The following is an 18,050-nucleotide window of genomic DNA, read 5'->3' on the forward strand; positions in this document are numbered from 1 at the left end:
GGGTTGAGCGTAGCGAAGCCCAACGGCTATTGCCTCGGCGTCAGGCCTGTTGGGCTTCGACGATAGAGCCGTCTCAGCCCAACCTACGGCTTATCGTAGCCAGGGCCACCCCTTACTGGATCTCCCGCCGGAACGGCGGCAGCGCATTGAGGATGGCCTTGCCGTAGCGCTGGGTCACCAGGCGGCGATCCAGCAGCGAGATGGTGCCGCTGTCCTGCTCGGTACGCAGCAACCGACCGCAGGCCTGGATCAGCCGCAGAGAGGCGTCGGGCACGGCGATCTCCATGAACGGATTGCCGCCGCGCGCCTCGATCCACTCGGCCAGGGCGGCTTCCACCGGATCGTCCGGCACGGCGAACGGAATCTTGGCGATGACCACGTGCTCGCAGTAGGCACCGGGCAGGTCGACCCCTTCCGCAAAGCTGGCAAGACCGAACAGCACACTTGCTTCGCCGTCGTCGACGCGCTTCCTGTGCTTGTTGAGGGTCTCCTGCTTGGACAGGTTGCCCTGGATCAGCACCCGCTTGCGCCAGTCCCGCTCCAGGCCGTCGAAGACGTCCTGCATCTGCCGCCGGGAGGAAAACAGCACCAGGGCGCCACGCGCGCCCTCCAGCATGGCCGGCAATTCGCGGACGATGGCCGCGGTGTGCTCGGCCGCATTGCGCGGATCGGCCTTGAGATCCGGCACCCGCAGCACCCCGGCCTCGGCGTGGCGGAACGGGCTGGGGACCACGGCGGTGGCCGCCGAGCGCGGCAGGCCTGATCTCATGCGGAAGCGGTCGAAGGTGCCCAGGGCGGTCAGGGTCGCCGAGGTCACCAGGGCGCCGTAGGCGACATTCCACAGGTGGCGGCGCAGCATCTCGGCGGCGAGGATGGGGCTGGCGTTGACCTCGATGTCGTAGAGCGATCCCGTTTCGGCCAGGGTCATCCAGCGCGCCATGGGCGGGCTGTCTTCCGGGTCTTCGCAGGTGAAGGCCGTCCACAACTCCCAGTTGCCCTGGGCGCGGGCCAGCAGGCTGCCAAACAGCGGATACCACTCCTCGGCCTGGTAGCTGGCGAGGCCAATGCTGGATTCGCCATCCATGGCCTGCTTGAGCATCTCGGTCAGGCGGGTGAACAGATCGGTGAGCTTGGCGAAGCCCTTCTTCAGCTCGATGCCCATTTCCCGCAGGTCTTCGGGAATGACCCCGCCGACGAAGCGGTGGCGCGGCCGTTCCCGGCCTTCCATGTCCTCGCCGGCGCGGAAATCGGCCAGGGCCTCGCAGGCGGTGAACATGAACTGCTGCTGGGTCTTGATCTCTCGCGCCAGCTCCGGCACCTGCTCGACCAGGCGACCGAGATCGCCCGGCAACGGGTGTTGGGCGAGGAGCTTGGTGAGATTCTTCGCGATCTGTTCCAGCCACTCGGCGGTGGATCTCAGCCGGGTGAAATGGGCGAAGTGGCCGATGGCCTTGTCCGGCAGGTGGTGGCCTTCGTCGAACACATAGAGGGTGTCGCGCGGATCCGGCAGGATGGCACCGCCACCCAGGGCCAGGTCGGCCAGTACCAGGTCATGGTTGGTGACGATGACATCGACCTTGGTCATGCCTTCGCGCGCCCGGTAGAAGGCGCACTGCTGGAAATTCGGGCAATGGCGATTGGTGCACTGGCTGTGGTCGGTGGTGATGCGCGACCACTGCACGTCCTCGATGGCTTCCGGCCAGCTGTCGCGATCACCGTCCCAGCGATTGCCGGCCAGGCGCTCGATCATCTTGCCGAACAATTCGTTGGACGCTTCGTCCACGTCGATCTTGAAGCCATCCTCGGCGAACAGCTGGGCGGTGGCGTTCTGCGCCTGGCCTTCCTGGAGCAGCATATCGAGCTTGGACAGGCACAGGTAGCGCCCGCGCCCCTTGGCCAAGGCGAAGCTGAAGGACAGCCCACTGTTGCGCAGGATGTCCGGCAGGTCCTTGTGCACGATCTGCTCCTGCAGCGCCACCGTCGCCGTGGCAATCACCAGACGCTTGCCGGCCGCCTTGGCCGCAGGGATAGCGGCCAGGGCATAGGCCACGGTCTTGCCGGTACCCGTGCCCGCCTCTACCGCCACCACGGCCGGCTCACCTTCGCGATGGCCCTCCTCGTCCTGGGCGATGGCGCCCAGGCCCTTGGCGGTTTCCGCGATCATCAATCGCTGGCCGTAGCGCGGCTTGAGCGACTTGGCTTCGAGGAAACGCGTGTAGGCGCCCTGGATCTGGGTCTTGAGTTCGGTGCTGAGCATGCCTGGTTCCGGGCGATGGCAAAGCAGCGCCACGTCCGGCGGACGAGCGCTGTATGCATCTACAGTAATGGATCTTGGGCGCTATGATAACGCGCCTGTCGTCAGGATGCGCCCGACGTTGTGGTCGCAGGCCGATCAGGCGCTCGGCAGCTGAGGGGGCAGGCGATGAAAGGCGCCAAAGATCAACAGGCTCAGGCGGTCGAGCCAGGGATGGCGACGCAGGCGCAGGGCACGACGACTGGCGAAGACTTCACCCAGGTGCAGGAGCAGCAGGGCCAGGGCTACCAGGGCGAGCAATTGGGGGAAAGGACGAGCGAGAGGCAGAGCGATGGCGGCGGCTGCGGCGAGCCAGAACAGCAGGAGAAGAACTTTGCCGGTAAGGGACAGGGTTTTCATGGATTCCAGCAGGAGGACGAGATGGATCGGACCATAACGCCTGGAGCCGGAAAAAGTAAAGGCGGCGGACCAGGGTCCGCCGCCGGTGCATCACTCGCGGTCGATCTGGATTTCGACGCGGCGGTTGGTGGCACGGCCTTCAGCGGTCTCGTTGGTGGCGATCGGCTGACGCTCGCCCATGCCCTTCACGGACACGACGCTGGCCGCCGGCACGCCGGCCTGGATCAGGTAGTTGCTGACCGACTTGGCCCGACGCTCGGACAGACGCTGGTTGTAGGCATCGGTACCCTTGCTGTCGGTGTGACCGGTGATCGACAGGCGGGTGCTGGCGGCTTCGCCACGCAGACGGCCGGCGATACCATCGAGCTGAGCGCGATCCTGCGGACTGACCTCGGCAGAGTCGAAGGCGAAGTGCAGGTCACGGGCGGTGATCACTTCCTGCTTGGGCAGCGGTGCCGGCGCAGGAGCCGGTGCGGGCGCCGGAGCCGGGGCCGGGGCGGGTTCCATGCGAGCGACCTGCTCGTTGCCCTTGCCATGCACCCAGCAATAGGCGCCAGCGGTGGTGCCGATACCCAGGGCCGCCATGCCGGCGACGTTACCGCTCTGAGTAGCACCTGCCGCACCGCCAACCAGGGCGCCGACCGCTGCGCACACCGGCCAATCGGATTTCTGTACGCCGCCCGCACAACCAGCCAGCACGGTGCTTGCCAGGATGAGGGGTAAAGCTGTCCTTGCGATGCTCTTGCTCATGAAGGGTCTCCTATAGACCGGGTGCCGCGAGTTAGGCTCGTCTTTCGTTTTATGGCGCTGTCAGACTAATGGTGGCGTACACATCTTGACAACGCTGGTTGCTTAGTCAATCGCGATTTGATTAGGGTTCCCTTAATGGCAAACATATTCTCCTCCCGCACCCCGCAACAGGCTCTGGCAAGCCTGCTCGAGCACCACCAGCCCAAGCGCCTGCTCTGTGTGGCGCGCGAGCCGCTGCCAGCGCTTGAGGCCTATGCCGAGGCCCATCCGCACTGCCAGGTGGTGCAGGCAGCGGTGCCCCTGGATGACCCAGCGCTGCTGGCCGAGCGCTACGACCTGGTGATCGTCGCCGATTGCCTGGAACACCTGCCGCTGCGCCAGGGCCGCGAATTGCTCGGCGGCCTGCGCAACCTCAACACCTCGCGCCTGGCGGTGCTGGTGGACCTGGCCGCCAGCGACTGGCAGGTGACAGACTTCTACGCCCTCGCCCTGCAGGCCAGCGAGCGCTTCGCCCGCGAGGGCCAGGTGGTCACCCTGTTCAGCTATGATCTGCACGACTACAAGCAGGTCCCGGACTGGCTCAATGCCAAGTTCTGGGCCAATCCGCAGAATTTCGGCAAGTACTGGTGGTGAGATGCAACCAATGGCCCCCTGCCCCTGTGGCTCGGACCGCTCGCTCGGCGACTGTTGCGGAGCCTTTCATGCCGGAACTCCGGCGCCCAATGCCGAATGGCTGATGCGTTCGCGCTACAGCGCCTATGTGCTAGGGCTGATCGACTACCTGGTAACCACCACGGCGCCTGCCCAGCAGGAGCAGTTGGACCGGGAGGCCCTGGCGGCCTGGAGTCTGGGCAGTCGCTGGCAAGGGTTGCAGGTGCTGGAGCATCGCCCCGAGCCGGGGGATCCCGCCCATGCCCGGGTCAGCTTCGTGGCGCGCTGGGAGGATGGGCGCGGCGCCCATCGCCATGAAGAGCACTCGGGCTTCGTCCAGCGCGAGGGACGCTGGTACTTCCTCGATCCGACCGTACGCCCCCTGCCGGGTCGCAACGACGCCTGCCTGTGTGGCAGCGGCGCCAAGTTCAAGAAGTGCTGCGCCGGCTTCCTGTAACGCCGGCCGCGCTCATTCCTTGACCAGCGTCAGGTGATCGGTATCAGGGACCGCTACGGGTAGCGGCTCGGACGCCGGCCCCAGGTCGCTGCCCACCGGCGCCAGACTCAGGTGTGAGAGATCGACTCGCGGCGACGCCACGGGTGCGGCCTCATCCTGGAGATCGGCGCCCACCGGTGCCAGGCCGAAATCCGGCGCCTGGATATCAACGAAGGCCGCCATCACGGCATCCCGGGGAGCAACCGACAGAGATCCACGCTCGGCGGAAGGTCGCGAGGCGGTCGCCGCGGGGGCTGGGGTAGGCCCCCGCGACTCGGCAGGTGCGGCAGCCGGCTCGATCGTCTCGGCCATGGGCACGACCTCCACCAGCGCCCCCGCCTGGGCCAGGGTGGCGCGATAGCGCTCGGCCGTGGCGGCATCGAGGCGGTTCTTGATGATCATGCGGCGACCGGAAAAGAGCACGGCGATGCGCTGTTCATCCGCCTGAAACAGACGCATCAGATTCTGTCGGGTCTGCTGCGCATCGGCGCCAGCGACCAGTTCGCCTTGGAAGGCGATTTCATAGAGCACGGCGGACATGACAACCTCCTCGGTCACGGCAAGAGCTGCAGGATGCAACGTCGCGCCGGAGTGGTCCAGTCCGCACGGTCGCCTGGCCCAGGCGTTTTTTTGTTAGCCTGTGCCGAAGCGGCCCCGACTTGTGCAGCAATCGGTGCTTGTTAAACTGCGCAGAAAACGGGAGTGCCGCATGCTTCGCCAGGCCTTGTTCATCACCCTGCTCGGCGTCCTGCTGAGCAGCCTTGGCGGTTGTACCTACATCGGGCGCAACTATGACGAGCCTCAGGTCGAACTGACCGGCGTGGAGCTGATCCGTGCGCGGCTGTGGAGCCAGGATTTCGTGCTGCACTTCCGCGTCCAGAATCCCAACGACAGCGCCCTGCCCGTACGTAGCCTGGCCTACACCGTCTACCTGAACGATCTGCTGCTGTCCCAGGGCGTCGCCAACCTGCATGCGTCAGTTCCCGCCAACGGTCGACGCAGCTTCTCCGTACCGGTGCAGACCAATCTGTGGCGTTACGTGAAGGACATGGGCCGCATGCTCGAAGACCCTGAGCAGCCGATCAGTTACCGCCTGCGTGGCCGGGTGAAGACCGGTTGGCTGTTCGGCCGCAGTGTCCATTTTTCTCGCCAGGGACAGTTCGTGCCTGGCGCCTACATCCCGGAGTTATGAGATGAACCAACACGTCCACGGTCCCGATTGCAATCACGACCACGATCACGACCATGGCCATGGGCACCACGTCCACGGCCCGCACTGCAACCATGGTCATGCCCAGGAGCCGGTGCGCAATCCGCTGAAGGAAGTGGGTCGCAACGATCCCTGCCCGTGCGGCAGCGAGAAGAAATTCAAGAAGTGCCACGGCGCCTGAGCCCGTTTCCGTAGGTTGGGCTGAGGCGGTTCTACCGTCGAAGCCCAACATAGCGGAGTCAGCCTGGACTGTTGGGCTTCGCTACGCTCAACCCAACCTACCCCTCCACGACCCTGGCGCGTTACCAGGGTTGTCCGCCGCGTTGCGATTCCAGCCGCCGGATGAATTCCTCCAGCACCAGGGCGTAGAGATCGTCCTTGAGCACCAGATCTTCTACCCCGCAATCGATGTTGGGGTTGTCGTTGACCTCGATCACCGCCAGCTTGTCGCCCGCCTGTTTCAGATCCACGCCATAGAGACCATCGCCGATCAGATTGGCGGTGCGTACCGCCAGTTCGACCACCGCATGGGGCGCGTCCTGCACCGCCAGAGTGCGGAAATCGCCGCTGACCTCGGTGGCGCTGGCGCTGTGGTCGTAGATCTGCCAGTGGCCCTTGGACATGAAGTACTGGCAGGCGAAGATCGGCTCCTGGTTCAGCACACCGATGCGCCAGTCGTATTCGGTGTAGAAGAACTCCTGGGCCAGCAGCAGCACCGAGCGCTCGAACAGCTCGGCGCTGGCCTTGCGCAGCTGCGCCGCGTCCTCGACCTTGATGACGCCCCGGGAAAAGGAGCCATCGGGAATCTTCAACACCAGCGGAAAGCCCAGCCGCTCGCCGAGGCCTTCGAGCTGGCCGGGATTGTCCTTGTAGAGGATCTCGGTCGCCGGCATGTCCAGCTTGTGGGCGCGCAAGAGGTCGGCCAGATAGACCTTGTTGGTGCATCTGAGGATCGAGCGTGGATCGTCCATCACCACCAGACCCTCGCTTTCGGCCTTCTTGGCAAAGCGATAGGTATGGTGGTCGATAGCGGTGGTCTCGCGGATGAACAGGGCGTCGAATTCACCCAGCCGCGCGTAATCCTTCTTTTCGATCAGCTCCACGTCCAGCCCCAGGTGCTTGCCGACGCGCACGAAATTCTTCAGCGCCTTGGCATCTGACGGCGGAAAGGCTTCCTTGGGGTCATGCAAGATGGCCAGGTCGAAACGATATTTTTCACGCCGCCCCGGCTTGAGCCAGACGCGGCGACTGAAACCGTCAAGGGCGTTGGCGAATTGATCTTCCTGCTGTTCGTGCAGCTTGTGGATGCTGCCCAGCTTGAGGCCGCCGATGTGCCAGCCAGCGCGGTCGCGGCGGAATTCCACCAGCAGCAGCGGACAGGGAAAGGCCTCGAATACCTGGCGCGCCAGATCCTGTAGAGGCGCGATGTCGGTGTTGCCGAAATAGAGCGTGAGGGTGAAGCCGTCGGCGCTACCGTAGGGATGACCGGCCAGCGCCTTGGTCAGCAGCTTGTCCAGGTCCTCCAGCGCCAGGCCATAGAGCGACTTGCGCGCCAGTTCGCTGATGGTACGCACCGAGGGGATGACCTTGTGCCCCCGGGCTTCGGCGAGCAGCGAACAGTAGTAGCCGTGGCCGAGGTACTTCTGGCTGCGGCAGAGGTTGATCACCTGCACGCGTTTGCCATTGTCCTGTTCGTTGGATTGCTCCAGGTATTCCTGGGCGGTGATGACGTCTTCGCTGGGATAGTAGGACGACCAGTCTTCCTTGCGTTCCACGACGATATACAGCTTGCTCACTGGACCTCCTGGTTGCGGGGCGTGGTCCCGGTGGAAACCCGGATGCCGCCGGACCACTCCAACTGTTGTAACGCGGGTGCTATTAACCGTTGCTTAACCATGCCAGGCTGCCCGCTCTGCTCCAGGAGAATCCTTCGCGATGAGTTTCATGCTCAGGCCCGCCGGGCTGGACGATCTGGCGGCACTGGTCGATCTGGAAGCCCGCTGCTTCAGCTATGACCGCCTTTCCCGGCGCAATTTCCACTACATGCTCACCCGTGCGAACGCGGTCCTGATCCTGGCGGAAAACGACCGCCAGGTGGCCGGTTACGCCCTGGTGCTGTTCCACCAGAACACTTCTCTCGCCCGGCTCTATTCCATCGCCGTCGATCCGGACGCGCGCGGTCATCGCCTGGGCCAGCGCCTGTTGGAGGCTGCCGAAGCCGAGGCGGTGGAGCGCGACTGCGCCTACCTGCGCCTGGAGGTCCGACCGGACAACGCCGCCGCCATCGCCCTCTACGAGCGCAACGGCTATCTGCCCTTCGCCACGGTGGAGGACTATTACGAAGACCACAGCCAGGCGCTGCGCTTCGAGAAGCGCATCCGCCAGCCGCGCGAGGGCCAGGCCCGACCGGTGCCCTTCTATCGTCAGACCACCGACTTCACCTGCGGCCCGGCCAGCCTGCTGATGGCCATGGGCGCGCTGCAGCCGGGCCGCCCGCTGGAGCGGCGCGAGGAGCTGCGACTGTGGCGCGAAGCCACGACCATCTACATGACTGCGGGCCATGGTGGTTGCGGCCCCCATGGCTTGGCCCTGGCGGCGCTGCGCCGTGGCTTCAAGGTGACCCTGCAGGTCAATACGCGCGGCCCGCTGTTCCTCGACGGCGTGCGCAGCGAGGAGAAGAAGGAGGTCATGCGTCTGGTGCACGAGGACTTCAGCGCCGAGGTCAAGCAATCGCCCATCGAGCGGCTCTACCGTACCCGCCTGGACGTGGCCGCCTGGGTCGCCGAGGGCGCTTTTCCACTGGTGTTGATCAGCTCCTTCCGGCTGACCAAGGCCAAGGGACCTCATTGGGTGCTGGTCACCGACTGCGACGAGGACTTCGTCTACCTGCACGATCCCGATGTCGACCACAGCCAGCACCGTCGCGAACTGGACTGCCAGCACATTCCCGTGTCCCACGCCGAATTCGACAAGATGAGTCGCTTTGGTCGCGGCAAGCTGCGTGCGGCGGTAGTCCTGCGGGCAGGGTGAGGCGGGGTTGCACGGTGGCGCGAACAGGGCCAGGATCAGGACCAAGAACAATGACGGGGCGGTCCATGAGTCAGGCCTTGCGCAAGAACAACCCTTCCTACGAGTTGATGGAGGACCTGAGCGGTCACTCGGTCATCTACCGGGAGCATGGCTTTCCCTGCCCGCTGGTGCGCTGGCATTTCCACAAGGAATACGAGCTGCACCTGATCGTGGCCAGTTCGGGGACCGCCTTCATTGGCGACTATATCGGCAACTTCTATCCGGGCAGCCTGTTCCTGACCGGTCCGCATCTGCCACACAACTGGATCAGCCGCGTCGCCGAGGGCGAGGTGGTGGCCAAGCGCGACATGCTGGTCAACTTCACCAACGAGACGGTGGATAACGCCACGGCGGTGTTTCCCGAACTTAGCGGCCTGGCACCGCTGCTGGAACGTGCCCGCTATGGCATCGAATTCCAGGATCCGCAATTGATCGCCCGCGCCGAGGTGTTGCTGCAGCAGATCTCCGAGAGCGGCGGTGCCACCCGCCTCGGCCATTTTCTGGTGTTGATGGAGGCGCTGGCCACGTCGGAGCGCTATCAGCTGCTGTCCGGCAGCGTCGAACCGGCCACGGCCAGCGAACAGGCGGTGGATCGCACCAACCGGGCGCTGAATTTCATCTTCGATCACTACCAGCGTGACTTCACCCAGGAAGAAGTGGCCGAGCACCTGGGCATGACGCCCACCTATTTTTCCCGCTTCTTCCGTCAGGCTACCGGTCGCACCTTCGTCGAATTCGTCAACAGCCTGCGCATCAGCAAGGCCTGCGAGATGCTCTCCCACAGCAGCATGCCGGTTACCGATATCTGCTTCGAGGCCGGCTTCAACAACATCTCCAACTTCAATCGACGCTTCCACCAGCTCAAAGGCATGACCCCGCGGCAATACCGTAGCCTGACGGTGCAGCGCCTGACCGAACAGAACGCCTGAACGGCTTTCCTTGATCCGGTCTGTTGCCAGCTTGAGAGCCATTGAACAGACCTGGCGCAAAGTTCGGTTATGATCGAACTACCCATCCGTGTCGACCGAGGACAGAGCCACCATGAGCGAACCCTACACGCCCCCACGCGTCTGGACCCCCACTACCTCCGGCGGCAACTTCGCCAGCATCAACCGCCCCATCGCCGGCGCGACCCATGACCAGGAGCTGCCAGTCGGCGAGCACCCCTTCCAGCTCTACTCCCTGGGTACGCCCAATGGCATGAAGGTGACCATCCTGCTGGAGGAACTGCTGGCGCTAGGGCACACCGACGCCGAATACGACGCCTGGCTGATCCGTATCGGGGAAGGTGATCAATTTTCCAGCGGTTTCGTCGAGATCAACCCGAACTCCAAGATCCCGGCCCTGGTGGATCGTCGCGGCGCCGAACCGCTGCGTGTCTTCGAGTCCGGCGCCATCCTGCTCTATCTCGCCGACAGCTTTGGCGCCTTCATTCCCAAGGATCACGCCGGTCGCACCGAGACGCTGAACTGGCTGTTCTGGCAGATGGGTTCGGCGCCCTTCCTGGGTGGCGGCTTCGGGCATTTCTATGCCTATGCGCCGGAAAAGCTCGAATACCCCATCAACCGCTACGCCATGGAAGCCAAGCGCCAGCTCGATGTCCTCGACCGCCTGTTGGCCGAGCGCCGCTATGTGGCCGGCGAGGACTACGGCATCGCCGACATCGCCATCTGGAGCTGGTACGGCAACCTGGTGCTGGGTCAGTTGTACAACGCCGCGGAATTCCTTTCCGTGCAGGACTACCAGCACGTGCAGCGCTGGGCCCAGGCCATCGCCGCGCGGCCGGCGGTGCAGCGTGGCCGTAGGGTCAATCGCACCTGGGGTGAGCCGGGCGAGCAACTGGCCGAGCGGCATTCGGCCAGCGACCTGGACTGACCCAACGAGCGGTGGCAGAAGGGATCTGCTGCCGCTAGCGCCCCCAGTCCGCCGTGGCGGAGCCGAGTCGCGTCGCGGGGCGACGCCACTGCAGCTCGACCGCGCCGATCCTGAGCGGCGCCCGCAGGCGCACCGCCGGTCCCCAGGCGGTGGGTTCCCGAGCGTCACCGTAGTCCTGCGCCTCGGGTCCTCGATACATCGGTCCACCGCTCGCACCTGGTCGCTCGGTCAGCAGCACGGCGGTACGGGCGAGGGACAGCCGCGCCGTCACTGCCAGCCCTTCCCGTTGACGCCGTGCCAGCCCGCGCAGGGCAGCGGCAGCCATGAGATAGCCAGTGGCATGGTCGAGCGCCTGCACCGGCAAGGGTACCGGCGTCTCCACCCCTTGCCAGGCACTGCCAGCCGCTGCGATGCCGCAGGACATCTGCACCAGGCTGTCGTAGCCCCGTCGTAGTGCCCAAGGACCACTCCAGCCGTAGGCACAGAGGGACACATCGATCAGGCTGGGATTGAGCGCGCGTCGCTGTACGTCTCCATAACCCAGCTGCTCCAGCGCATCAGCGCGATAACCGTGAACCAGGATGTCCGCCTCGGCCAGCAGCGCCGCGAACCTCTGGCGGTCGGCGGGCCGCCTGAGATCGAGCCGCGCGCAGCGCTTGCCCAGGGTGACCTCGGGCGCCTGGGCCGGTTCGTCCCAGGCGGGCGGATCGATCCGCAGCACCTCGGCGCCCAGCCCGGCCAGCAGGCGGGTGGCGATGGGCCCGGCGAGGATGCGGGTCAGGTCGAGGACGCGAATGCCCTGCAAGGGGCGTTGTGGATCAGGGCGCCAGTCGCGCGCGGTGGCAATGGCTGTCCATTCCTGGGCGATCAGCGGTTCGGCGCGCACCGCTTGCCCCTGGGAATGCGCCTGCCACTCCGCCTGGCTGCGCAGCCTCGCCGCGCAACCTCCGGCGTTGACGATGGCCGTCTCCAAGGCTTCGCCCGACCAGCCGGCCGTGGCCTGTACCACGGCGTCCTGGCGGTTGGCACAGCCCAGGACGGCAAGGGCACGCTCGCGGTGGTGGGGCGCATTGGCATGTAACCGTAGCCAGCCGTCACAGGTGCGGTAATCACCCGTGATGGGATCCCAGACGGCGGGCAACTCCCAGCCCAGGGGACGCAGGGACGTCTTGAACCAGGCCGCGGCGAGATGTCGGTCCACCTGTACCGGCAATCCGGGCGCCCCTTCGGCCAGCAGATCGGCGGTGGCCAGGCCGGCGACCCCGATCGCCGCCGTGGCGAGATCGCTGACCGGGAAGCAGGAGGCCAGGCTGTCGTCGCCCAGGACCTGCAGGTTCGTCGCCTGGGCGGCAGGCATACCAAGGGCGACCACGAGTTCGCTGAGCAAGGCGTGAAAGGCGGCAGGCGTACGGGACGGGTTGGCCAAGGCGAGGTCCTCCGCGGCAGCAGGCAGTACTGCAACAGTAACCCTGCCTGTACGAGCAGGACACCAGCGTTCGTCCGCCTACCGTCCAGCCCGACGCGGGGACAAATCGCCCGGCACAAGGGTCTCCCCTTCATCGCCTCACCACACCCTATCGGAGACCCCATGACCGAACGACAGCTGCTCATCGCCGGTGCCAGCGGCATCATCGGCCAGGCCGTGCTGGAGGCCTTCGCCAAGGCCGGCTGGTCCATTACCACCGTTGGCCGCTCGAAACAGGGCCCAAGCCGCTTTCCCCATCTGACCGCCGACCTGCTGGACCAGGACAGCCTGGCAGCGGCCAAGGCCGATCTGGCCGGCGTGACCCATCTCTTCTACAGCGCCCTCAAGCCGAACCCCGATCCAGGCGTGGAGGCGGACGAGAACGCCGCCATGCTGGAGAACCTGGTGGGCGCGGTGCGTAGCGCCGGAGCACCCCTGGCCCGCATCACCTTCGTCCAGGGCGGCAAGATCTACGGCGCTCACCTGGGGGTCTACAAGACGCCGGCCCGCGAAGACGACAGTCGTCACTTCCCGCCCAATCTCTACTTCCGCCACGAAGACTTCGTCCGCAGTCTCGAAGGTGATGGCATTCGCTGGACGGCGCTGAGGCCCGACATCGTCATCGGCCATTCCCTGGGATCAGCCATGAATCTGGGCAACCTCATCGGCCTCTATGGCGCGCTCTGTCGCGAGACCGGCACGGCCATGCAGTTTCCCGGAACGGAGCAGGCCTATCGCGGTGCCCTGGTCAACGTCACCGCCGCGCCGCTATTGGGCGAGGCCGCGGTCTGGGCAGCGGAAGAAGAACGCGATGGCGCCTACAACCTCACCAATGGCGACGTCTTCCGCTGGAGTCACGTCTGGCCGCAGCTGGCCGACTGGTTCGGGCTGGAGGTGGGCGAGCCGCAACCCATCTCCCTGGCCCAGCGCCTGACCGCACTGAAACCGGTCTGGCAGGCGCTGGCAGAGCGCGAAGGATTGGCCGAGGCCGATCCCGAACGGATCGCACCCGGCGCTTTCGGCGACTTCATCTTCCATGTCGAGAAAGACGCCATCTTCGACGTGACCAAGGCGCGGCAGGCTGGCTTCGGGCGGATGATCCTGAGGTCCGACGAGGTCTTGCTCGCGCACCTGGAGGACATGCGTCGGCGTCGACTCATTCCCTGAGCCGTCTCGCGCCGTCCTGAACAGTCGAAAACGCTAGGGGCAGCGCATGGTCTCATTCGCACCGCCTCGCTCACTTCCGTTGGAGTTACACGATGTACGCCGACACCCTCACCTGGGGCCATGGCCCCCGCACCTTCGAAGTCTTTCTCGAGCCTACCTGTCCCTTCTCGGTCAAGGCCTTCAACAAGCTCGACGACCTGCTGGCCCAGGCCGGCCCTGAGCGGATCACCCTGAAGATCCGCCTGCAATCCCAGCCCTGGCACCTGTTCTCCGGGGTGGTGGTGCGCTGCGTCCTGGCCGCCGCTACCCTGGAAGGTGGCAAGGAAAGTGCCAAGGCGGTCTTGGCGGCGGTGGCCGCCCACCGCGAGGAGTTCGAGTTCAAGGATCACGCCACCGGGCCCAACCGTGAGGCCACACCCAACGACATCATCGCGCGTCTGGAGCGTTACAGCGGCCTGGCCCTGGCCGACGCCTTCGCCAAGCCGGACCTGCAGCACGCCATCAAGTGGCACTGCAAGTACGCCCGGCAGAACGGCATCCATGTCTCGCCGACCTTCATGATCGATGGCCTGGTGCAGCCGGACATGAGCAGCGGCGATTCGGTCGCGGACTGGATCGCCAGGCTGGATTGAACACCGGGGCTCAGGGCGGAGAGGAGGTGTAGCCTCGTCCCTGACGCTATGCTCGGCGGCGTTCCTCCGACCCGAGACAGACTCCCATGACCTTTCCTGCTGGAGCTCTACCCTGGAAGCTCTAAGTGTCTATCTCGGGCTGGCCGCCCTCGCCTTTGGCGCGGCCACACTGCTGCCCCTGCAGTCGGAAGCCGCTCTGGCGGGGCTGCTGCTCACCGAACGCTATGCCACGCCCCTCCTGCTGCTGGCCGCTACCCTGGGCAATGTTGCCGGTTCGACGCTGAACTGGTGGCTGGGCACCCACCTCGAACGCTTTCGCCAACGCCGCTGGTTTCCGGTATCGCCGAAACGGCTTGCCCGCATTCAGGCGGCCTATCAGCGCTATGGCTGGTGGTCGCTGCTGCTCAGCTGGACGCCCGTGATCGGTGATCCGCTGACCCTGGTCGCCGGCGTGATGCGCGAACCCCTGTGGCGCTTTTTACTGGTGGTGACCCTGGCCAAGACCACGCGCTATGTAGTGGTCTGGGGGCTTACCCAGGGTTGGCGCTGATCGAGCGCGCGAGGAAGGTCTTTCCGTCCTTACGTCCAGACTTCTCGGTACGCCACAGGAATACTGAACGCGCACTCTCAGCCGGCTTGACGGGTCCGCTGACCCAGCCAGGTCGCCTCGACGGAGGCCAGATCGGCGCGTGGGATGAGTTGCGCAGGAATGCAGCTGCAGCGCGACAGGTTGAAGACCTGACGGCCCTCGGCGGTCATGACGTCCTGCATGACCTTGAGCCCGGGCAGGATACGGCTGTACAGGTGCTCGTCCAGACCACAGGGCGATCTCGCGCCTGTGCTGCCTTCGTAGAAGCGTGGGGCCCGGGCATTGAGGTCGACACCGGCCAGATAGATCTTGCTAAAGCCCAGGTGATAGGCCAGTTGCAAGGCGATGAAGGCAACGGTCCGGACATCGAAGATGCCGTAGTCCATGTCTCGGCTGAAACCGATGTCGCGCGCTCGGCGACTGAGCAAGGTGAGCGTGCGTTCGGCCTGGTCGCGTTCCAGCCCGAGGTAGTGTTCCAGCCGGGTACTGGGCGCTCGTCGCAACGCATGAGCCTTGGCCTGCCGGCTTTCCGCGAGCCGTTCGATCGCCGCGGGCCACAGGGCAAGCCGTTGCGCCTGCTCGATTCCGCGCGCGTAGAGATCAGGTTGCTGCTCGGCAAAGCTCAGGTCGCTGCAGACGTAGAAGAGCGGGCGGATGTCGGTCCCGCTCAGCTTGGCGATGGCGCCGTTCATGGTAATGATCGGCACATCCTGCCAGGCGTCCAGGTTGAGTTCGGCAGCCGAAGGTCCGGAGGCCAGTAGGAGCACCGGGCCACGTTGACTGTTGCGCAAGGGCGCGAAGTCCTGGCTCACAGCGGCGACCCACCTGGACGCGCGGCATCAAGGACCTTGGACAGGCAGTTTGAAAGCTGCTCGAGTGGCATACCACCAGCTCCCTGTACGGCAATGACGAAGGTTATTAGTCATACATATTCAACGGTACCGATAAAAAGTAAACGAGCACCCTGGTGAATGACGCCACCAACGCTACGTTTTGCCGCTTAGGACTCACTTAAGGTGCCTGTACCGAATGTGGTGTCCATAGCAATTAAAAGACTTGTCTGTGAGCCAGTAGAAGCCGAGGTGGCCCAGGGCCTGGAACGATCCGGAGATCCGCCCTGCCCCCAGCGACATCGCGCCGCTCGTGGAGCCTCGCGAACGACCGATTGCCCCTTAACGGAGACACCGCTCCGACGATCAGGAATACCGCGCGGAGAGGCGCCATTCGCGCAGGGCCTCGACCGCTCGCGAATGGCCCTCACCAAGCATGGCAGGGTCACAGGGCTGGAGGTTGCCGCCAGCCGCACTGTGCCTGTACGAGCGCGGTGGACAGGCGCGAGGACTTACGCCGCGCCGGCGCCCTAGGAACCGCGGTAGGTGCTGAAGCCGTAGGGGCTGAGCAACAGCGGGATATGGTAGTGCTGCTCCGGCTGGGTGACGTCGAACACCACGGGGATTTCCGGGAAGAAGGCGCTGCGACCCTGCTGGCGATAGTAGTCGCCGGTCTTGAAGACCACCCGGTATTCACCCTTCTCGAAGGTCTTTTCCTGGGGAAACAGCGCCGGCACCCGTCCCTGCTCGTTGGTGACCTGCTCCGCCAGCGGCTGCCAGCCCTGCCCTACCTGGCGCTCCAGGGTCACGTGCACCCCCGCCGACGGCTTGCCGTCTTCCAGGTTGAGCACATGGACGCTCAGGGGATTGGGTGCAGCAATCGCGAAGCCGGACAGGGCCAGACCAGACAACAGGACAAACGTCTTCATGGAGATTTCCTTCAGGGATGGGAGGTGAGATTGAGGTGTTCGGCGGCCGCCAGCGCACAGCGCTCGTCCGCCCCGCCACCGCCGGCACCGGCGATGCCCAGGGCGCCGACCAGCTGGTCGCCTTCGTAGAGGGGGATGCCACCGCCGAGCAGCAGCAACTCGGGCAGGGTGACGAGATTGGCCGCATCCGGGTTCTGCCGGGCGCGCTCGGCCAACGCCTGCGACGGGGTACGGGTGGACAGTGCGGTAAAGGCCTTGCGCCGCGCCGCCTCGGCGTTGTGCGGCCCGACGCGGGTATCGCGTTGCAGGAGGATCAGTTGACCGCTGCGGTCGAGCACCGCGAGCGCGGCGCTGCAGGGCGCGGCCTGCGCCAGACGCTGGGCAGCCGCGAGGTCGAGATCGGGATGCTGCGGCAACGCCGCCTGCGCCTGACCGAGGGCGGCAGCGCCCAGCAGCGTGAGGGAGAGAGAGGAAAGAAAGCGCGACATGATTCGAGGTCCAGGAGATGACCCCGCCAACTTATCCTGATCGTTCGGTCAGGAACGGGTACTGCAGAATGACAATTTTGTCAGAAGGATCAGCGGGATAGCTGTCCCGACCCGACAGCGTTACCCCTCGCCCGCAGCATTAACATTCCTGCCTCGCGGCGCGTGGTTAACGCGCCGAGGCTCCTGTTGCCTTTATCCCTCTTTATTACCAGCGACCCGAGCCGACAGTGGCCTCACGAAGGGCCGTTGCTTTCCAAAGGTGCACAGGCCCATCGACCACGCAAAACCATCGGGCCTCTATTGATCGATTAGATCAAAACATGCTTTATTGTGATCAGAACAATCACAAGGTAGGCATGACCATGAAATTCCGCGGCATCGTTCCCGCCCTCGTTACCCCCTTTGACGCCCAACAACGTGTCGATGAAAACGCTTTGCGCGGTTTGATCGAAAACCTGATTGGCGCCGGCGTCCACGGCCTGTTCGTACTGGGCACCAACGGCGAGTTCTTCGCCCTCTCCGAAGCCGAAAAGTTGCGTATCGCCGAGCTCACGGTGGACGCCGCGGGCGGCCGGGTCCCGGTCGTAGCCGGTACCGGTGCCTTCGCGACGCACGAAGTGATTGAACTGAACAAAAAGATGGCGGATCGCGGCGTCGATGCCCTGTCGGTGATCACGCCCTACTTTAATGCTGTCAGCCAGAAAGAGCTGATCACTCATTACGAAGCCATTGGCGACGCCTCCCCACTGCCGCTCATGCTCTACAACATTCCGGCCAAGACCGGCATGTCGATCGGCATCGGCGCTGTGGCCGCCCTGAGCCAGCATCCGCAGATCAAGGGGATCAAGGACAGCGCGGGCAACTTCGACGCCCTGGTGCAGATGATGAAGTACCGCAGCGATGACTTCGCCGTCTTCGCCGGTACCGACTCCCTCATCTATTGGAACCTGCTGGCCGGCGGCGATGGCGCGGTGGCGGCCACGGCCAATGCCGTGCCCCAGGTCGTCATGGCCATCTGGAACGCCTTCCAGGCCGGCGACCACGCCACCGCCCGCGCCGCCCAGGAAAAGCTGCGCCCGCTGCGCGATGCCTTCGCCCTGGCCACCATGCCGTCGGTACTGAAGAAGGCCGCCGACCTGCTCAACGTCCCGGTCGGCCCCTGCCGGGCCCCGGTCGCGCCGCTGGACGAAGCCACGGTGCACAAGCTCGAAGGCCTGCTGGCCATCTATCGCGACTGATCCGGAGC

General features: G+C 65.1%; 20 protein-coding genes. 11 read left to right on the forward strand and 9 right to left on the reverse strand.

Translation table 11 applies throughout. The features are described from left to right. Positions 1 to 112: 112 nt before the first annotated feature. The 3 genes from dinG to BMZ43_RS02625 all read right to left on the reverse strand — a co-directional run bounded on the left by dinG (position 113) and on the right by BMZ43_RS02625 (position 3,403). Entirely contained in the window at positions 113 to 2,257 is a 2,145-nt protein-coding gene (gene dinG, locus BMZ43_RS02615) for an ATP-dependent DNA helicase DinG (RefSeq protein WP_093249590.1), read from the reverse strand. A 135-nt stretch (positions 2,258 to 2,392) separates the two neighbouring features. Then, entirely contained in the window at positions 2,393 to 2,653 is a 261-nt protein-coding gene (locus BMZ43_RS02620; protein WP_093249592.1) for a DUF1145 domain-containing protein, read from the reverse strand. A 90-nt stretch (positions 2,654 to 2,743) separates the two neighbouring features. Beyond that, positions 2,744 to 3,403 carry a PA1041 family peptidoglycan-binding anchor lipoprotein gene (locus BMZ43_RS02625; RefSeq protein ID WP_064306594.1) on the reverse strand — a complete coding sequence of 220 codons (660 nt, stop codon included), beginning with the start codon at positions 3,401 to 3,403 and terminating at the stop codon, positions 2,744 to 2,746. 135 nt (positions 3,404 to 3,538) lie between these two features. Here BMZ43_RS02625 and BMZ43_RS02630 point away from each other — a divergent pair, with 135 nt between their 5' ends. Both BMZ43_RS02630 and BMZ43_RS02635 read left to right on the forward strand, forming a co-directional pair. Beyond that, the gene (locus BMZ43_RS02630; protein WP_068385463.1) at positions 3,539 to 4,036 is read left to right on the forward strand and encodes a DUF6231 family protein; all 498 of its coding nucleotides are present in this window, start codon (positions 3,539 to 3,541) and stop codon (positions 4,034 to 4,036) included. 10 nt (positions 4,037 to 4,046) lie between these two features. Then, a complete protein-coding gene (locus BMZ43_RS02635; RefSeq protein ID WP_202401800.1) occupies positions 4,047 to 4,511 on the forward strand; it encodes a YchJ family protein in 465 nt (154 codons plus the stop codon). 12 nt (positions 4,512 to 4,523) lie between these two features. On the opposite strand, the gene BMZ43_RS02640 is transcribed toward BMZ43_RS02635, so the two are convergent. Beyond that, positions 4,524 to 5,090: a hypothetical protein gene (locus BMZ43_RS02640; RefSeq protein WP_068385456.1), complete on the reverse strand. Its 567-nt coding sequence runs from the start codon at positions 5,088 to 5,090 to the stop codon at positions 4,524 to 4,526. A gap of 169 nt (positions 5,091 to 5,259) precedes the next feature. Between BMZ43_RS02640 and BMZ43_RS02645 the strand changes: the two genes are divergently transcribed. Together BMZ43_RS02645 and BMZ43_RS02650 are read left to right on the forward strand one after the other, a co-directional pair. Then, positions 5,260 to 5,742 (forward strand): LEA/WHy family protein, encoded by a 483-nt coding sequence (locus BMZ43_RS02645; RefSeq protein WP_093249595.1) that lies wholly within the window; start codon positions 5,260 to 5,262, stop codon positions 5,740 to 5,742. A gap of 1 nt (position 5,743) precedes the next feature. Beyond that, on the forward strand, positions 5,744 to 5,941 hold the full coding sequence (locus tag BMZ43_RS02650; protein WP_017638816.1) for an SEC-C metal-binding domain-containing protein: 198 nt from the start codon (positions 5,744 to 5,746) through the stop codon (positions 5,939 to 5,941). Positions 5,942 to 6,062: 121 nt separating this feature from the next. Here the strand turns inward: BMZ43_RS02650 and BMZ43_RS02655 are convergent, their stop codons facing one another. Beyond that, entirely contained in the window at positions 6,063 to 7,556 is a 1,494-nt protein-coding gene (locus tag BMZ43_RS02655; protein ID WP_064306599.1) for a RimK family protein, read from the reverse strand. Positions 7,557 to 7,695: 139 nt separating this feature from the next. Here BMZ43_RS02655 and BMZ43_RS02660 point away from each other — a divergent pair, with 139 nt between their 5' ends. The 3 genes from BMZ43_RS02660 (at position 7,696) to yghU (ending at position 10,704) form a co-directional block, all read left to right on the forward strand. Beyond that, the gene (locus BMZ43_RS02660; protein WP_068385453.1) at positions 7,696 to 8,790 is read left to right on the forward strand and encodes a GNAT family N-acetyltransferase/peptidase C39 family protein; all 1,095 of its coding nucleotides are present in this window, start codon (positions 7,696 to 7,698) and stop codon (positions 8,788 to 8,790) included. 65 nt (positions 8,791 to 8,855) lie between these two features. Next, a complete protein-coding gene (locus BMZ43_RS02665; RefSeq protein ID WP_017638820.1) occupies positions 8,856 to 9,758 on the forward strand; it encodes an AraC family transcriptional regulator in 903 nt (300 codons plus the stop codon). A gap of 112 nt (positions 9,759 to 9,870) precedes the next feature. Continuing rightward, positions 9,871 to 10,704 carry a glutathione-dependent disulfide-bond oxidoreductase gene (gene yghU / locus BMZ43_RS02670; RefSeq protein WP_064306601.1) on the forward strand — a complete coding sequence of 278 codons (834 nt, stop codon included), beginning with the start codon at positions 9,871 to 9,873 and terminating at the stop codon, positions 10,702 to 10,704. Between the two features lie 34 nt (positions 10,705 to 10,738). Here yghU and BMZ43_RS02675 read toward each other — a convergent pair whose 3' ends face one another. Next, positions 10,739 to 12,130, reverse strand: coding sequence for a CoA transferase (locus tag BMZ43_RS02675; protein WP_082731547.1), 1,392 nt, complete (start codon positions 12,128 to 12,130; stop codon positions 10,739 to 10,741). 162 nt (positions 12,131 to 12,292) lie between these two features. Here BMZ43_RS02675 and BMZ43_RS02680 point away from each other — a divergent pair, with 162 nt between their 5' ends. From BMZ43_RS02680 to BMZ43_RS02690, 3 genes are all read left to right on the forward strand, one after another. Beyond that, positions 12,293 to 13,336, forward strand: a complete 1,044-nt coding sequence (locus tag BMZ43_RS02680) for an SDR family oxidoreductase (protein ID WP_064306602.1) — start codon at positions 12,293 to 12,295, stop codon at positions 13,334 to 13,336. A 92-nt stretch (positions 13,337 to 13,428) separates the two neighbouring features. Then, on the forward strand, positions 13,429 to 13,968 hold the full coding sequence (locus BMZ43_RS02685) for a DsbA family protein (protein WP_064306603.1): 540 nt from the start codon (positions 13,429 to 13,431) through the stop codon (positions 13,966 to 13,968). A gap of 112 nt (positions 13,969 to 14,080) precedes the next feature. After that, complete coding sequence (locus BMZ43_RS02690) at positions 14,081 to 14,518, forward strand: YqaA family protein (RefSeq protein WP_037062948.1); 438 nt, start codon at positions 14,081 to 14,083, stop codon at positions 14,516 to 14,518. 77 nt (positions 14,519 to 14,595) lie between these two features. Here BMZ43_RS02690 and BMZ43_RS02695 read toward each other — a convergent pair whose 3' ends face one another. The 3 genes from BMZ43_RS02695 to BMZ43_RS02705 all read right to left on the reverse strand — a co-directional run bounded on the left by BMZ43_RS02695 (position 14,596) and on the right by BMZ43_RS02705 (position 16,804). Beyond that, positions 14,596 to 15,348, reverse strand: coding sequence for a lipopolysaccharide biosynthesis protein (locus BMZ43_RS02695; RefSeq protein ID WP_256562853.1), 753 nt, complete (start codon positions 15,346 to 15,348; stop codon positions 14,596 to 14,598). A gap of 569 nt (positions 15,349 to 15,917) precedes the next feature. Continuing rightward, entirely contained in the window at positions 15,918 to 16,316 is a 399-nt protein-coding gene (gene uraH, locus BMZ43_RS02700) for a hydroxyisourate hydrolase (RefSeq protein ID WP_064306604.1), read from the reverse strand. Between the two features lie 11 nt (positions 16,317 to 16,327). Next, positions 16,328 to 16,804: a GlcG/HbpS family heme-binding protein gene (locus BMZ43_RS02705; RefSeq protein ID WP_068385447.1), complete on the reverse strand. Its 477-nt coding sequence runs from the start codon at positions 16,802 to 16,804 to the stop codon at positions 16,328 to 16,330. A gap of 362 nt (positions 16,805 to 17,166) precedes the next feature. Between BMZ43_RS02705 and dapA the strand changes: the two genes are divergently transcribed. After that, the gene (dapA, locus tag BMZ43_RS02710) at positions 17,167 to 18,042 is read left to right on the forward strand and encodes a 4-hydroxy-tetrahydrodipicolinate synthase (protein WP_093250957.1); all 876 of its coding nucleotides are present in this window, start codon (positions 17,167 to 17,169) and stop codon (positions 18,040 to 18,042) included. The last annotated feature ends 8 nt before the right edge of the window (positions 18,043 to 18,050 follow it).

Origin of the sequence: Pseudomonas sp. Snoq117.2 (assembly GCF_900110545.1) — a bacterium.
GTDB classification, from domain to species: Bacteria; Pseudomonadota; Gammaproteobacteria; order Pseudomonadales; family Pseudomonadaceae; genus Chryseomonas; species Chryseomonas benzopyrenica.

Coding starts and splice junctions, on each gene's coding strand:
- dinG (WP_093249590.1), bottom strand. CDS start 2,257: ATGCTCAGCACCGAACTCAAGACCCAGATCCAGGGCGCCTACACGCGT.
- BMZ43_RS02620 (WP_093249592.1), bottom strand. CDS start 2,653: ATGAAAACCCTGTCCCTTACCGGCAAAGTTCTTCTCCTGCTGTTCTGG.
- BMZ43_RS02625 (WP_064306594.1), bottom strand. CDS start 3,403: ATGAGCAAGAGCATCGCAAGGACAGCTTTACCCCTCATCCTGGCAAGC.
- BMZ43_RS02630 (WP_068385463.1), top strand. CDS start 3,539: ATGGCAAACATATTCTCCTCCCGCACCCCGCAACAGGCTCTGGCAAGC.
- BMZ43_RS02635 (WP_202401800.1), top strand. CDS start 4,047: ATGGCCCCCTGCCCCTGTGGCTCGGACCGCTCGCTCGGCGACTGTTGC.
- BMZ43_RS02640 (WP_068385456.1), bottom strand. CDS start 5,090: ATGTCCGCCGTGCTCTATGAAATCGCCTTCCAAGGCGAACTGGTCGCT.
- BMZ43_RS02645 (WP_093249595.1), top strand. CDS start 5,260: ATGCTTCGCCAGGCCTTGTTCATCACCCTGCTCGGCGTCCTGCTGAGC.
- BMZ43_RS02650 (WP_017638816.1), top strand. CDS start 5,744: ATGAACCAACACGTCCACGGTCCCGATTGCAATCACGACCACGATCAC.
- BMZ43_RS02660 (WP_068385453.1), top strand. CDS start 7,696: ATGAGTTTCATGCTCAGGCCCGCCGGGCTGGACGATCTGGCGGCACTG.
- BMZ43_RS02665 (WP_017638820.1), top strand. CDS start 8,856: ATGAGTCAGGCCTTGCGCAAGAACAACCCTTCCTACGAGTTGATGGAG.
- yghU (WP_064306601.1), top strand. CDS start 9,871: ATGAGCGAACCCTACACGCCCCCACGCGTCTGGACCCCCACTACCTCC.
- BMZ43_RS02680 (WP_064306602.1), top strand. CDS start 12,293: ATGACCGAACGACAGCTGCTCATCGCCGGTGCCAGCGGCATCATCGGC.
- BMZ43_RS02685 (WP_064306603.1), top strand. CDS start 13,429: ATGTACGCCGACACCCTCACCTGGGGCCATGGCCCCCGCACCTTCGAA.
- uraH (WP_064306604.1), bottom strand. CDS start 16,316: ATGAAGACGTTTGTCCTGTTGTCTGGTCTGGCCCTGTCCGGCTTCGCG.
- BMZ43_RS02705 (WP_068385447.1), bottom strand. CDS start 16,804: ATGTCGCGCTTTCTTTCCTCTCTCTCCCTCACGCTGCTGGGCGCTGCC.
- dapA (WP_093250957.1), top strand. CDS start 17,167: ATGAAATTCCGCGGCATCGTTCCCGCCCTCGTTACCCCCTTTGACGCC.